We start from the raw sequence: 14,717 nt of genomic DNA, 5'->3' as shown, positions 1-14,717 counted from the left end.
GTTGCGGAGCGTTCCTGGTGGGGGCGCAGTGCCGGTCCTAGCCTGAGGGCGGCGCGCGGCGGGCGCGCGGCGGGATCCGACCGGGGGTGGGTCATGACAAGAAGACTCGGAGCAGGCGTGGTCACGGCAGTCGTGGTGCTGGCGGGGCCGCTGCCCGCGGCGCTCGCGCACGGGGACGACCCGCCGGCGGGGCCGCGCGTGGTCGCGGACGGACTGGACAACCCGCGCCAGCTCAACCGGGACCAGGACGGCGCCCTCGTGGTGGCCGAGGCGGGCCGCGGCGGCACGGAGTGCGTCGGGGCCCGGTGCGCGGGTCCGAGCGGCGCCGTCACCCTGATCGAGAACCCCGGACAGGACACGCCCACGGTGTCGACCGTCGTGGAGGGGCTGCTGTCCGTGGCGGCTCCGGACGGGACCTTCGCGGAGGCTCCCGCCGGTGCGGACGCCACGGACGTGGCGGGGCAGTACATCATGACGGGCTACGACCCCGAGCGTCTCGACCTCTCGGTGTTCGAGGCACGCGGCGGAGCGATGTTCGTGGCCGGCACGGAGGAGAACGGGGAGACGTACCTGGTCTCCTACGCCGACCTGCAGGCTGCCGAGGAGGAGCTCAACCCGGACGGCGCGCAGGTCGACTCGAACCCGTACGCGATCCTGTACGTGGACGAGGACGACGAGGGGTCCCCGGACGGCTACGCGCTCGTGGCCGACGCCGGGGCCAACACCGTGTGGAAGGTCGAGCCGGACTTCGCCACCGCCACGGAGGACTCGCCGCCGGAGTACGAGATCACCGCGTGGGCCACATGGCCGACCACCGCGCTGCCGGACGGGACGGACGACCCCGAGGGCCCGGCCGAGTTCGTGCCGACGTCCCTGACCGCGGACCGGCACGGCAACGTCTACGTGGGCGGTCTGGGGTCGGTCCGGCCGGGTGAGGCCTCGGTCGTGCAGTTCTCCGCGGACGGCACCGAGCTGCAGCGCTGGGACGGCTTCACCGCGGTGACCGGCGTGGCCGTGGACCGCGGCCATCTGTACGTCTCGCAGCTGTTCGGGCCGACCCCGCCGATGCCTCCGGGGGAGACCCCGGCGGACGAGGCGCCGTCCACCCCGGGGAAGGTGCCCGGCCAGGTGGTGGTGCTGCACCGGCACCACGAGGACCCCGCCCGGTACGCGATCGACGTCCCGCTCCCGGCGGGCCTGGCGACCGGCCGGCACGGCGAGGTCTACGCCTCGGTGAACAGCGTGGCCACCGCCGAGGGCATCGCGGCGGGCCCGCAGAACCCGTTCGGCGCCGTGGGCGGCGGAGCGGTCTGGGAGCTGGACTTCTCCGACGCCTACCGTCTGGAGGACGCCGAGGAGTAGGACGAGGAGTAGGACAGGACGGAACGACGACGACGGCGGGCGGTGGCGGGTCCAGCCACCGCCCGCCGGCGCCTGGTGCGACTCCACGCGCACGTGCCGCACGATCGGTTCCGGGCCCGATGACGGCGCCGGAGGACCGGGCTATTCGGCGTGCACGAAGCTCGCGCCGAGCACCTCGCCGGAGGCGTCGAGGGCCTCCACCGCGAGGTACGGTGCTGCGGGCGGTGCCGGGATCCGGGTCTCGAAGCCGTCCTTGTCCACGACCGCGTGCTCTGTGGCGGCGGCCTCGTCGGCACCGGCCAGGAGGCGCCACTGCGCGACCTCCGTCGCGCCGTTCCAGCTGACGTAGGCGCTGTCGCCGTCGACGACGAGAGCGGGTGGTTCGGCCGGGGTCCCGGTCCACTGCGCGGCGTAGGCCCGGTAGCTGTCGAAGGGGGCGGTGGCTGCGTCGTAGACGACCTCACCGTCCGGGGTGTATTCGGTGTAGTAGTGCTCCCACCCCCAGCCGACGAGCAGGTTCCCGTTGTCGAGCCGGGACGCATTGGCCATGTAGTCGGACAGCCGCGGCTCGGGCGGGTCGAGCTGCCGTGCGATGCCGGCCGTCCCGGCGTCCTCGTCGAGCTCGAGCCACAGCACCCGCGAGTTCTCGCGGTAGGCCGGTGTGGCGGCGTTGTCGAAGATCCGGATGGTGCCGTCCTCGTCGCGCTGGGCGTCGTGCTGCCAGGAGAAGTAGGCCTCCTCGGACAGCTCGAAATCGCTGTCCGTGCCGCCGAGGGTCCAGTTCACCTCGCCGGTCTCGACATCGATGCTGTAGACGGCGTGGGTGTTGCGGCCCGAGACCAGCAACGATCCGTCGTCGTCGATCTGCGCCGAGTTGATGTGGAAGTAGTCGAGCGGGTTCTCCTCGGTGCCCAGGGCCTCGCCCCAGTCCTGATCCGTGACGGCAACGTGGCGCGTGGCCGAGACCGGGACGTGGTCCAGGGCGCTCCACTCGAACAGCACGTCACCGCTGGCGATGTCGACCTCCTGCACCACCCCGTCCAGGGCCCATCCGTCCTGGGGTCCTCCGATGCCACTGAGATCGGTCTGGGCCGGAACGTAGGCCACCCACAGCATGGTGTCCTGATCGGTGATGCGGAACTCGTGGAAGTCGGGCCCTTCCACGGCCAGACCACCGGCGGCGGACACCCGGCGGACCTCCTGATAGGACGAGTCGACCATCACGACCTCGCCGTACCCGTGGCCCTTCTGGTCGCTGCCCTCCCACCAGGTCAGCACCGGCTCGCCGTCGTAGGTCTGCACCAGGGCGTTGTGGACGTAGTCGTTGGCGTCGTCCAGGGCATCGAAGCTCTGCAGCCACAGCGGATCGCCGTTCCCGTCCAGGACGGCATTGGCGATGGACTGCTCCTCGGCTTCCGTGTTCCTCGGGGACAGCACGATCACGCCCTCGTAGGCTTCCTCGGCAGCCGGTCCCGGGGTGATGTCGGCGCCGAACTGCTCCAGGTCCGGCCTGGTCCGGTAGGCGTCGTGGTCGCCTTCGAAGACGGGCGACTGCGCGATGGGCGCGTCGTCGGTCGGCGACGCCTCGGCGCTGTCGACTGCCTGACCGGTGGAGTCGCTGGGGACGGAACACCCGCTCAGCACCAGGAAGGCCGCAGCGGTTGAACCCAGCAGCAGAGGGCGACGTCGTCGTGGAGAGGGGGTCATGTGGTCCAGCCTACGTTCGTGCTGGTCAGAGCGGGTTTGCCACACCGAGTCCTCGTTCGTGATGATCAGGATCCGGTCATCAGCCGATGGCCGCGAGGAACCCCTCCGCGACCTCCAGGCGCCGCCGGGCCCGGTGCGGCGGGCCGCCCGAGCGGCGGGCGCCCGCCACCAGGGACAGGGCCACCCCGGCGCAGCGCACCCGCAGCGCGGCGGGGTCCACGACCTCGTCGAAGCCGGCGAGCAGGCGCTCCGTGAGGGCCGGTGCGTGCGTGTAGCGGTCGTGCACCGTCGGCAGGACCGCCAGATGGGCGACCAGGCAGGCGAGGTCGTCCACGCGGTGGCCGGGGCCCACGGCGTCGACGTCCAGCAGCCCCGTCAGCGGCCCGAACTCCCCGGAGGCGTCCGGGCCCACGAGCAGGTTGGCCTCGTAGAGGTCCCCGTGCGCGGGCACCGTGGGACCGGGGTCCGTGTCCCGGCGGGCGCGGTCGATCGCCGCGGCGAGGTGCTCGATCCGCGTGCGTTCCTCGGGCAGGGCCACCGCGGCCGCGTGCCCGTAGGCCAGGATCCGGTCCGTCCAGGACGGGCGGGAGGGCAGCTCGAGCGCGGCGGCGGGCAGGGCGTCGAGCAGCGCGAGCACGTGCTCGGGACGCAGGGCGGCGGCGCCGTCCGCCCGTACGGACGCGGCCAGCGGCGCGCCGGGCAGCTGCCGGAGCACCACGACGTCCTGGACCGGCTCGCCGTCGGGCGCGGGCACGGGCAGTCCCGCCTCGAGGAGCATCCGGTGCCGGGCGTGCAGGGCCGCGGCCCTGCCCTGCCGCAGCACCTTGAGATAGCGCACCTGCGACTCGTGGCAGACCCGCAGCACCGCCCGGCGGGTGGGCCGGTAGGAGACCTCCGTGAGCTCGGCGGGCACGGCGGAGGCGAACACCTCCCGGCCCACGGCCTCGGGCGAGGACGCCCAGGGCAGGCCGGGCAGCCACGGGTCGTGGGGGTGCCGCCACGCGATGAGCTCCACGCCGGCGTGCCGGCTGCGCACCGTTTCCGGTGGCGTGCCGGCGGGCGGGGAGGCGGTGCTCACGCAGACCACCTCGGCGGTGTGCTGCTCGCCGTCCAGGGCCACGACGTCGAAGACCGCGGTGACCCCGGCGCCGGGACGGTGGTGGACCCGCCGCCGGGTCCACCGGAGCACGGACAGCCCGGCCGGGGCCAGCGCGCGCTCCAGGACCGGTCCCATCCCGGAGCCCGACAGCAGGGCCACCGCCGCCTGCTCCGGGCCCGCCACAGGGCTAGACCAGGTCCTCGGACAGCTCGAGCCAGCGCAGCTCGAGCTCCTCGATCTCGTCCTGGACCGCGTTCAGCCGGGCGGTGATCCTGCCCAGGCCGGTGTAGTCGGACTGGTCGTGCGCCGCCATCTCCGCGTGCAGGGAGTCGACCTGCGCGGCGAGCTTCTCCAGCTTCCGCTCGATCGAGCCCACCTCCTTCTGCGCGGCCCGGGCCTGGGCGCCGGAGAGCTTGGGCGCGCCCTGCGCCGTCGTCGTCCCGTTCGGGGACGCCGTCCCCGTGGCCGCCAGCGGGTTCGAGGCGCTCGCGGAGCCGGCGGCCGTGCCGGTGCGGGACTGGGAGGCCAGCTCCAGGTACTGCTCCACGCCGCGGGGCAGGTGCCGGAAGCGGCCGTCGATCACGGCGTACTGCTGGTCGGTGACCCGCTCCAGGAGGTAGCGGTCGTGCGAGACCACCAGGAGGGTGCCCGGCCAGGTGTCGAGCAGGTCCTCCATGGCGGCGAGCATGTCGGTGTCGAGGTCGTTGGACGGCTCGTCGAGGATCAGCACGTTCGGCTCGTCGAGCAGGATCATCAGCAGCTGCAGGCGCCGCTTCTGCCCGCCGGAGAGGTCCTTGACCGGGGTGGCGAGCTGCTCGTTGGTGAAGCCGAGCCGCTCCAGCAGCTGGCCCGGCGTCATCTCCTTGCCGTCCGCCAGATAGGTGGAGCGCTTCGAGGCGACCACGTCCGAGACCCGGTCCTCGGCCACGTCCTCCAGCTCGGACAGCTGCTGGGTCAGGGTCGCGATCTTCACGGTCTTCCCGCGCTTGACCCGCCCGCTCGTGGGCTGCACCTCGCCGGTGACCAGGCCCAGCAGCGTGGACTTGCCCGCGCCGTTGACGCCCAGGATGCCGGTGCGCTCCCCGGGGGCGATCAGCCACGTGACGTCCCGGAGCACCTCCCGGGGCCCGTTGTCCTCGGTGGGGTAGGAGACGGAGACCTTCTCGAGGTCCACCACGTCCTTGCCCAGCCGGGAGACCGCCAGCTGGGACAGGGCCACGGTGTCGCGCGGCGGCGGGACGTCGTTGATCAGCTGGTTCGCGGCCTCGATGCGGAACTTGGGCTTGGCGGTGCGGGCGGGCGCGCCGCGGCGCAGCCACGCCAGCTCCTTCTTCATGAGGTTCTGCCGCTTGGACTCCACGGTGGCGGCCTGCCGGTCCCGCTCCACGCGCTGCAGGACGTACGCCGCGTAGCCGCCCTCGAAGGGCTCCACCATCCGGTCGTGCACCTCCCAGGTGTCGGTGCACACCGCGTCCAGGAACCAACGGTCGTGGGTGACCACGGCCAGGCCGCCCTGGTTCTTCGGCCAGCGGTTGCCGAGGTGGCGGGCCAGCCAGGTGATGCCGTCCACATCCAGGTGGTTGGTGGGCTCGTCCAGGAAGATGACGTCCCAGTCCCCGGCCAGCAGCGCGGCGAGCGCCACGCGGCGCTTCTGCCCGCCGGAGAGCTCGCCCAGCTTCGCCTCCCAGTCGAGGTCCTTGACCAGCCCCGAGATCACGTCCCGCACCTTCGCGTCCCCGGCCCACTCGTGCTCCTCGCGGTCGCCGACGACGGCATGCCCCACGGTCAGCTCCGGGTCCAGGACGTCGGCCTGGTCGAGCATGCCGACGCGCACGCCCGAGCGCACGGTCACGCGGCCCCCGTCCGGCTTCAGCCGCCCGGCGAGCAGCTTCATGAGCGTGGACTTGCCGTCGCCGTTGCGGCCCACGATGCCGATCCGGTCGCCCTCGTCGATGCCGAGACTGACGGCGTCGAAGACCGTCTTGGTGGGGAATTCCAGGTGCAGGTTCTCGCCGCCGAGTAGATGTGCCACCCGTCAAGGGTACTCGCGTGCCCGCCCGCCCTCACCCGCCGCCCCGAGCCCCCGAACTTCGGCCCACTGGCGCCGAGCCCCCAGTCCGGTCGCGTTTCCCCAGGAAGAATCGTGGGGAGATGCGACGTGCTTGGGGGCTCGCCGGAGCGGGGCGGGCCTGGGCATCGAGGCGAGTCACTATCCGGCGATGCATCCCGGGGTGTAGTCGAATCCTCATGCTGGGGGTGGACGCTTTGTGAATGCATGACTCCGCATGCTGTAGATGGCGTCACGAGGCGCCGCAGGAGAAGACCAGCAAATGCGGAGGCACCATCATGGCAACAACACAGCGTTCCGATGCATCGCGTTCCTGTCCCGACAGCAAGGGAGGCCGAACCTCACCGCGCAAGCGGCTCGCCGGAGTCGTGGCCGCCGGTGTCCTGGCCGGCTCCACGCTCTTCATGGGGTTCACACCGGCCCAGGCCGTGAGCACCGGCGTGGCGGTGGACGGCGGCGTCCTGAAGATCGCGGCCAGTCCGGGAAAGAACAACAACATCACCGTGGCTCCCTACGTCCAGGGCGGCAAGGCCTACTACAGGGTCACGGACACCGGGGACTCCGTGGTCGCCGGCAGCCAGTGCGTCAGGCTGAGCACCACCACCATCCGGTGTGCCGCGGCGGGCGTCTCGTCCGTCCGGGTGGACACCGGAGGCGGCAACGACAGGGTGAACCTGACGTCCGTGACCAAGTCGTCGCGCGTCGATACCGGGACGGGCAACGACGTGGTCTACGGCGGGACCGCCAGGGACATCGTCTACGGGCAGAGCGGCAACGACTACCTGTTCGGACAGGCGGGCAACGACTACCTGTTCGGCGGATCGGGCAACGACTACCTGCTGGGTGGTAGCGGGAACGACATCCTGTGGGGTCAAGACGGCGACGACATCCTCTACGGCGGCGCCGGCGACGACGTTCTGTACGGCAATGCAGGGAAGGACAAGCTCTACGGGCAGGCGGGGAAGGACAAGCACTACGGCGGCACCGGAAACGACGTCCTGAACGGCGTGGACGGGGTGGCCTTCAACGACTACCTGAACGGAGAGCAGGGCATCGACAACTGCGAGGCCGACGGCGGTGACACCGTGCTCAACTGCGAGTCGGTCAGGAGGAGCGCGGTTCTCGGGTCAGCGGTGTGACGGCTGCAGCGCTGCGGTGGCGGTGGTAATGGCGCGATCGTGAGACGCCGCCGCCACCGCCAGCACATCCGCCGAGTCCGCACCTGTCAGGTGCGCATCCCGCCGAGCCCCCAGTCATGTCGCACATCCCCAGGAATAGTCGTGGGGAAACGCGACAGGACTGGGGACTCGGCGCGTCGGGACCCAGGGGGTGGGGGTTCGGCGGAGACGGAGCGCCGGAAGCTGGGGCTTCGGCTCACCGAGTTCCGGAGAGTCGGGGGCTCGGCGGCGGGGACGGCGGGTGTGCGAACAGAAATTTCTCAGCGGCGGCACACGCACGGGTGAGAGCATGGGGCCATGGAGCAGAACCCGACGGAGCGATCCTCCTCGACCCCCAGCACGCGACCCCTGGGCACCAGGCTGAACGGCATCACGGACCTGGAGACCGCCGTCCGCGCCGTCACGGAGCACCCCGGGCCGGTGGAGATCCCGGCCGGACCCGGCCAGCTGGTCGGCCGCCACCTCGGCTCGGTGCCGCAGCGCCAGGTGGGGGAGGCCCTGCGCGGCGCGGGGGCCGATCCGCTGATGATCCGGGCGGACATCTCGATCGACCAGGACATCCCGGACGAGGGCGTCATCGCGGTCCTCGACGACCACCTCTCGCTGGCCGCCGGCGTGGGCGCCGAGTACCTCGTGGTGCCGCGGGCCGGCGTCGGCGGGCGGGGCCGCAGCGAGGACCGGATCTACTCGATGCTCGCCGCGCTCGCGGAGGCCGCCTCCGCCCACCAGGTGCACCTGCTGCTCGAGACGGAGGGCGCCACCGCGGACGAGGTGGAGCTGGTCCAGTTCCTGGAGCGGGCCCGCGCGGCCGGGACCCTGGACGTGGATTCGCACTACCTGGCGTCCGTGGCCTGGAACGTGGCCGCGTCCTCGGAGGCGGGGGAGGGCCCGGCGGCCGCGTTCGAGCGGATGCGGCCCCTGCTGGACCTCGCCCCGCTGATCATTTCCGGGGTGGACGAGGACACGGTCGAGGACCTGTTCGCCGCCGTCCCGGAGCTGCGGGAGGCCGCCGCCCAGGCCCGGATCATCGTGGTGCTGGGACGCCCGGGAGCGGCCGGGGCCTGATGCCCGAGTGGTAGGGTGACTGCCTGTGCACTGCGTGCACCACTGCCGTTCCACGGCGGTGCTCCGCCTTGGTGTAATCGGCAGCACCCCGGCCTTTGGAGCCGTGGAGTCTAGGTTCGAGTCCTAGAGGCGGAACGTCCGCATCCCGCCAGACAGCCCGGAAGCTCGGAAGTGCCAGAGCCGACGAGCGCAACAGCTAGTGAGACGGAACGGAGCCGGAGCCGGTGAGCCCACCGGCTCCTCTCTACGATCGACGACCGAGGAGCTGCATCCCGCTGTGAGCACCCCCCAGACCCCTGCGAATCGTCCGGGGGCGGCCGTCGGGCCCGCCGCCGTCATCGTCCTGGCCGCCGGCAAGGGCACGCGCATGAAGTCCAAGACCCCCAAGATCCTGCACCGGATCGGGGGTCGTTCCATGGTCGGGCACTGCCTGGTGGCCGCGCGGAGCCTGCACCCGCAGCGGCTGGCCGCCGTGGTGCGCTTCGAGCGGGACCTGGTGGCCCCGCACGTCCTCGAGCAGGACCCCGAGGCGCTCATCGTGGACCAGGACGAGGTCCCCGGCACGGGCCGCGCGGTCCAGGTGGCCGTGGAGGCGCTCGACGCCCAGGAACGGCTGGCCGGCACCGTGGTGGTCACCTACGGCGACGTCCCGCTGCTGACCCCGGAGGTCCTGCGGAGGCTGGTCGCCCACCACGAGGAGCGGGCCAACGCGGTGACCGTGCTGACCGCCGACCACGAGCAGCCCGGCGGCTACGGCCGGATCCTCCGGGACGCCGACGGCTCGTTCCGCGAGATCAAGGAGGCCAAGGACGCCACCGAGGCCGAGCTCGCGGTCGCCGAGATCAACTCCGGCATCTTCGCCTTCGACGCCGACGTCCTGCGGGACTCCCTCGCGAAGGTCACCTCGGACAACGCCCAGGGCGAGATGTACCTGACGGACGTCCCGCTGCTGGCCCGCGAGGCCGGCCACGCGGTGGACGCGCTGAAGATCGAGGACCGCTGGGAGGTCGAGGGCGCCAACGACCGCGTGCAGCTCGCCCAGCTCGGCGCCCACCTCAACCGCCGGGTCCTCGAGGCGCACATGCGCAACGGCGTGACGGTCGTGGACCCCGCCAGCACCTGGATCGACGTGCAGGTGCGCATCGCCGCGGACGCCACGATCCTGCCGGGGACCCAGCTGCACGGGGGAACCCGGGTGGGCGAGGACGCCGTCGTCGGCCCGGACACCACCCTCACGGACGTGGAGGTGGGCCCCGGCGCGCACGTGGTGCGCACGCACGGCTCCGGCTCCGTGATCGGGCCGCGCGCGAGCGTGGGCCCCTTCGCCTACCTGCGCCCGGGCACGGTGCTCGGGGATGAGGGCAAGATCGGCACGTTCGTGGAGACCAAGAACTCCCGGATCGGCACCGGCTCGAAGGTCCCGCACCTGTCCTACGTGGGGGACGCCACGATCGGTGAGCACTCCAACATCGGGGCGGCCTCGGTCTTCGTCAACTACGACGGCGTGCGCAAGCAGCGCACCGTGATCGGCGACCACGTCCGGATGGGCTCCGACAACATGTACGTGGCGCCCGTGCACGTCGGCGACGGCGCCTACTCCGGGGCCGGCACCACGATCCGCAAGGACGTGCCGCCCGGGGCCCTGGCCCTGACCGAGGGCGCGCAGCGGGTCGTCGAGAACTGGGTCCTGGAGCACCGTGCCGGCACCGCCGCGGCCGAGGCCGCCGAGCGGGCCCTGGGCAACGGTGCGGCCACGGCCGCACCGGGGTCTCCCGAGCACTCCAGCGCAGGAACCGGCGCGGACACCACCGAGGAAAGCGAGTAACAATGACCGCAATCACCAACGCAGGTGCCAAGCAGCTGGTCCTGGTCTCGGGGCGGGCCCACCCGGAGCTCGCCGAGCGCATCGCCTCGGAGCTGGGCACGGAGCTGATCCCCACGGACGCCTACGACTTCGCCAACGGCGAGACCTACGTGCGGTTCGGGGAGTCGGTGCGCGGCACGGACGCCTTCCTCATCCAGTCCCACCCGGCGCCGATCAACCAGTGGATCATGGAGCAGCTGCTCATGATCGACTCCCTCAAGCGGGCCTCCGCGAAGTCGATCACCGTGGTCTCCCCGTTCTACCCCTACGCCCGGCAGGACAAGAAGCACCGCGGCCGCGAGCCGATCTCGGCCCGCCTCATCTCGGACCTCTACAAGACGGCCGGCGCGGACCGGCTGATGTCCGTGGACCTGCACACCGCGCAGATCCAGGGCTTCTTCGACGGTCCCGTCGACCACCTCATGGCCATTCCGCTGCTGGCGGCCCACGTGCGCTCCGTCGTCGACGTCGACAACGTCACCGTGGTCTCCCCGGACACCGGGCGCGTGCGCGTGGCGGAGCAGTGGACCGAGCTGCTGGGCGGGTGCCCGCTCGCGTTCGTGCACAAGACCCGGGACATCACCCGGCCCAACCAGGCCACCTCGAAGGAGGTCGTGGGCCACATCGAGGGCCGCACCTGCGTGCTGATCGACGACATGATCGACACCGGCGGGACCATCTCCGGCGCCGTGCAGGTGCTGCGCGAGAAGGGCGCCAAGGACGTCATCATCGCCGCGACCCACGCGGTGTTCTCGGACCCGGCCGTGGAGCGGCTGTCCACGTGCGGCGCCCTCGAGGTGGTCGTCACGGACACCCTGCCCGTGCCGCCGGAGCACCAGTTCGAGAACCTCACGGTCCTCTCGATCGCCCCGCTCATCGCCCGGGCCATCCAGGAGGTCTTCGAGGACGGCTCCGTGACCAGCCTCTTCAACGGCAGGTCCTGACCCGGTCCCGGGCCACGGCCGACGACGACGCAGCCCCTCACCGTGCGGTGAGGGGCTGCGTCGTCGTCCGGGTGGGAAAGGGTCAGCGGGTGACCCAGTTCCGCTTGGTGATCGAGGACCAGTGCACGGTGTAGCCGTTGGAGAACCGCTGACGGACCTCCGAGCCGTACCGGTACTCGTCGGTGACCGGGTAGCCGTAGCCGCGCTCCGCGCCGGCGGCCTTCCACCGCTGGCCGATCGCGCCGGACTCCTTCACGACCTTCGCCCCGGTGCGGGGGCTCCACAGCACCTTGTGCACGGCGTTGCCCTTGCGGAAGACCTGGTAGGCGCCGCCGCCGGTGAGCCCGGTGATCTCGCGGGTGGTGGGGTAGCCGAAGCCGTTCTCCCAGCGGTGGGCGGCGAACTTGCGGCCGATGGCGCCGTTGAAGTTCACGGGCCACGCCCCGGTGCCGGAGCTCCAGTAGAAGGTGTGCTTGTTGGCGAACCCCTGCAGGACGCCGCCGTAGAGCAGCCCACCGCGCTCGTTGCCCGTGGGGGCGCCGAACACGGGCGCCCCGCCCAGGGCGTGGTACTGGCGGCCGATCCCGCCGCGCACCTCGTAGCCGGCCGAGGTGATCGGCGCGGTGGTCGGCGGGGGAGTGGGCTTCGGCGCCGGCGCGGGGGCCGGTGCCGGTGCCGGGGCCGTGCCCACCGTGGTGCGGACGTCCGTGGGCCCCTTGCCCGCCGGGTAGCCGTAGGAGGCGACCGTGCCGACCAGGCGCCAGCCCTCCTTGCTCCCGGCCAGCGAGCCGTCCGCATAGGTCAGGCCGATCCCGATGACGGTCATGTCCGGGTCGGTGAGCACCTTGTTGTGCGCCTTCGAGTTCTTCCACCACGTCATCAGGTCGGCCACCTTGCCCTGCCACGAGACCGCGTGGATCTCGCCCACGGCGTTCCAGCCCGCGGCCCGGGGATCCGTCATGAACGTGGTCGTGTGGTTGATGACCTCCTGGCGGACCAGGCGGTCGGACTCGCCCTGGGCGATGCCCGAGACCGTCGCGGAGTACTTCACCGGGGCGAGGTCCTTGGCCTTGCGGTGGGCGTTGATCAGCTCGAGCAGCTGCTGGGCGTCCGCCGAGCGGGTGCTCGAGGAGACCGTGACGATGTCCGAGCTCGCCGCGGCCGCGGGGGCCGCGGTCAGCATCCCGGTGGCGGGGACCGCCAGGGCCAGGGCGGCGGCGGTCAGCGTCAGCGGGCCGGGGGTGCGGGTGCGCGCCGGGGCGCGGTGCTTGGCGGGGCTCATCGGGTCACCCAGGTCCTCTTCGTGGTGGTCGAGTAGTGCACGGTGAAGTTCTTGGAGAACCGCTGGCGGATCTCGGAGCCGTACCGGTACTCGTTGGTTGTGGGGTAGCCGTAGCCGCGCTCGGAGCCGGCGGCGATCCACTCGCGGCCGATCGCGCCGTTCTCCTGCACCGCGTGGGCGCCGGAGGCGGAGCTCCAGACGATCCGGTAGACCTTGCTGCCGTTGCGGAACACCTGGTAGGCGCCGCCGTAGAGGAGCCCGCCGCGCTCGGAGGTGACGGGGTAGCCGTAGCCGCGCTCGTGGCCGGCGCGCTTCCACAGCCTGCCGATCCCGCTGGTCTCCCGGACCGGCACGGCGCCGGTGGCCGGGCTCCACAGCACCTTGGTCACGGCGCTGCCCTTGCGGAACACCTGGTAGGCGCCGCCGTTGACGAGCCCGCCGACCTCACGGGTGGTGGGGTAGCCGTAGCCGTTCTCCCAGCGGTTCGCGGCGAACTTGCGGCCGATGGCCCCGTTGAAGTTCACCGGCCAGGCCCCGGTGGAGGGCGTCCAGTAGAAGGTGTGCTTCTTGGAGAAGCCCTGCAGGACGCCGCCGTGGAGCAGGCCGCCGCGCTCGTTGCCGGTGGGGGTGCCGAACACGGAGGAGCCGCCGAGGGCCCGGTACTGGTTGCCGATGGCGCCCTTGACCACGTAGCCGGCCGGAGCCACCTCGGTGGGGGCGGCCGGGGCGCCGGACGGGGTCCGCCCGCCGAGCGGCTTGTAGTAGGCGTTGCGTGCCAGGTCCCGCAGCTGCGCGGAGCTGCCGCGGTAGACGTTGGCGTCGATCTGCTCGGTGAACCCGGCGTCGGTGTACTGCCAGAAGTCGTAGGTGGACCACGCGCTGGGCACGATGGGGGCCGCGGTCTCGTAGGCGGCGATGTGCATGGGGTGGTCGTTGAACGCGCTGGAGTTGCCCGTGCAGTCCCGCCACCAGTAGTAGTTCGTGTAGATGGCCGGCAGCCGCCCGGTGCGGGACTTGTACCGGTCGGAGAAGTCCCGGATCCAGCCGACCATCTCGGACGGGGAGAAGCCGTAGCAGGCGTTGCCGTACAGGGAGGGGTACGGGTTGTTCTCGATGTCCAGCAGGCCGGGCAGGGTCCGGCCGTCCGCGGACCAGCCGCCGCCGTTGGCCAGGAAGTAGTCCGCCTGCTTGGCGCCGGAGGAGTCCCGGGTGGGGATCGCGAAGTGGTAGCCGCCGCGGTACATGCCCACGGCCCCCGCCCCGGCGTACTGCTGGGTGAACAGGCTGTTGCGGATGCTGTCCCCCTCGGAGGACTTCACGTAGGCGAAGCGGGAGCCCTGGTTCCACAGGCTCGTCCAGTTCAGGGACGGCTGCCAGTTGGAGACGTCCGTGCCCTTGATGCCGCTGGGGGCCCAGGAGGCGGCGGCGCCGAGGGAGGACGCGGACGCGACCCCCGCGCCCGCCTCCTCCGCGGCGTCACCGGCATCGGAGCCGGCGCCGGCGCCCGTGCCGGCGTCGTCGTCGGCGGTCCCGGAGAGCTCCTCCGCGGTGCGGGCGGAGCTCGCGGCGAGCTGCTCGAAGTGCTGGTCGGATTTGGCCCACTGCCCCATCACGGCGCCGCCGTGGGGGTCGCCGGGGGCCGGCTGCGTGCCGGCGCGCTCCGGGTCGGGGAGGACGGCCTCGCCGGTGGTCCCGTCCACGAGGGTGGAGACGACCTCGCCGTCGGACTCCACGACCTTGGAGACCAGGTTGCCCTGCCGCTCCTCGGAGAGGGTGGTCGATGAGCTGGTGGCGGCCTCTTCCAGGGCCGCGACCGGGGTGAGTGTGGTGATGGCCAGCACCGCCGCCGTGAGGGCAGCGGGCAGCGTCAGTCGGGGGGGTGCTTTCACGCTGGAACGCCTATCTCGCATGGATCGTTGGGGGAACGACTCGTGCAAGGCCATGGGGATGGGGGGAAGATCCTCTGGAGCCAGGTCGAGTATAAAGGTGCGTTTGCATAAATAATCAATAACGATGGGCCGTGTTACGCACCCGTACACCTCTGCGCGTAGTCATTCGGACCCGGGAACGACGACGGCGGGCTCGCCGCCTTCCAGCTCGCACCCGCGGCGCGGTGCCGGTGGGCGGGGAAACGCCCTGCTCAGGGCG

10 protein-coding genes and 1 tRNA gene are annotated in these 14,717 nt (G+C 71.9%); 6 read left to right on the top strand and 5 right to left on the bottom strand.

Features of this window, described 5'->3' with window-relative positions; translation table 11 throughout:
• Positions 1 to 117: 117 nt before the first annotated feature.
• Positions 118 to 1,362, top strand: a complete 1,245-nt coding sequence (locus tag ACPYN7_RS01475; RefSeq protein WP_424346482.1) for a ScyD/ScyE family protein — start codon at positions 118 to 120, stop codon at positions 1,360 to 1,362.
• Between the two features lie 141 nt (positions 1,363 to 1,503).
• Here the strand turns inward: ACPYN7_RS01475 and ACPYN7_RS01470 are convergent, their stop codons facing one another.
• From ACPYN7_RS01470 to ACPYN7_RS01460, 3 genes are all read right to left on the bottom strand, one after another.
• Entirely contained in the window at positions 1,504 to 3,069 is a 1,566-nt protein-coding gene (locus tag ACPYN7_RS01470; RefSeq protein WP_424346481.1) for an arylsulfotransferase family protein, read from the bottom strand.
• 79 nt (positions 3,070 to 3,148) lie between these two features.
• The gene (locus ACPYN7_RS01465) at positions 3,149 to 4,351 is read right to left on the bottom strand and encodes an aminoglycoside phosphotransferase family protein (protein WP_424346480.1); all 1,203 of its coding nucleotides are present in this window, start codon (positions 4,349 to 4,351) and stop codon (positions 3,149 to 3,151) included.
• A 4-nt stretch (positions 4,352 to 4,355) separates the two neighbouring features.
• A complete protein-coding gene (locus tag ACPYN7_RS01460; protein WP_424346479.1) occupies positions 4,356 to 6,200 on the bottom strand; it encodes an ABC-F family ATP-binding cassette domain-containing protein in 1,845 nt (614 codons plus the stop codon).
• A gap of 404 nt (positions 6,201 to 6,604) precedes the next feature.
• Between ACPYN7_RS01460 and ACPYN7_RS01455 the strand changes: the two genes are divergently transcribed.
• The 5 genes from ACPYN7_RS01455 (at position 6,605) to ACPYN7_RS01435 (ending at position 11,287) form a co-directional block, all read left to right on the top strand.
• On the top strand, positions 6,605 to 7,375 hold the full coding sequence (locus tag ACPYN7_RS01455) for a calcium-binding protein (protein WP_424346478.1): 771 nt from the start codon (positions 6,605 to 6,607) through the stop codon (positions 7,373 to 7,375).
• A 336-nt stretch (positions 7,376 to 7,711) separates the two neighbouring features.
• A complete protein-coding gene (locus tag ACPYN7_RS01450) occupies positions 7,712 to 8,479 on the top strand; it encodes a hypothetical protein (protein WP_424346477.1) in 768 nt (255 codons plus the stop codon).
• A gap of 62 nt (positions 8,480 to 8,541) precedes the next feature.
• Positions 8,542 to 8,614, top strand: a tRNA-Gln gene (locus tag ACPYN7_RS01445).
• Positions 8,615 to 8,846: 232 nt separating this feature from the next.
• Positions 8,847 to 10,304, top strand: coding sequence for a bifunctional UDP-N-acetylglucosamine diphosphorylase/glucosamine-1-phosphate N-acetyltransferase GlmU (glmU, locus tag ACPYN7_RS01440; protein WP_424346592.1), 1,458 nt, complete (start codon positions 8,847 to 8,849; stop codon positions 10,302 to 10,304).
• A gap of 2 nt (positions 10,305 to 10,306) precedes the next feature.
• Entirely contained in the window at positions 10,307 to 11,287 is a 981-nt protein-coding gene (locus ACPYN7_RS01435) for a ribose-phosphate diphosphokinase (protein ID WP_424346476.1), read from the top strand.
• A gap of 82 nt (positions 11,288 to 11,369) precedes the next feature.
• Here the strand turns inward: ACPYN7_RS01435 and ACPYN7_RS01430 are convergent, their stop codons facing one another.
• Together ACPYN7_RS01430 and ACPYN7_RS01425 are read right to left on the bottom strand one after the other, a co-directional pair.
• On the bottom strand, positions 11,370 to 12,569 hold the full coding sequence (locus tag ACPYN7_RS01430) for a CAP domain-containing protein (protein WP_424346475.1): 1,200 nt from the start codon (positions 12,567 to 12,569) through the stop codon (positions 11,370 to 11,372).
• The gene (locus ACPYN7_RS01425) at positions 12,566 to 14,458 is read right to left on the bottom strand and encodes a GH25 family lysozyme (protein ID WP_424346474.1); all 1,893 of its coding nucleotides are present in this window, start codon (positions 14,456 to 14,458) and stop codon (positions 12,566 to 12,568) included. The genes ACPYN7_RS01430 and ACPYN7_RS01425 overlap by 4 nt, the downstream gene beginning before the upstream one ends.
• Positions 14,459 to 14,717: the final 259 nt, after the last annotated feature.

This window comes from Kocuria sp. CH-021 (genome assembly GCF_049716185.1).
Taxonomy (GTDB): domain Bacteria; phylum Actinomycetota; class Actinomycetes; order Actinomycetales; family Micrococcaceae; genus Kocuria; species Kocuria cellulosilytica.
The sequence above is the reverse complement of the archived record's forward strand: the minus strand, read 5'-3'. Positions and strand labels throughout refer to the sequence as shown.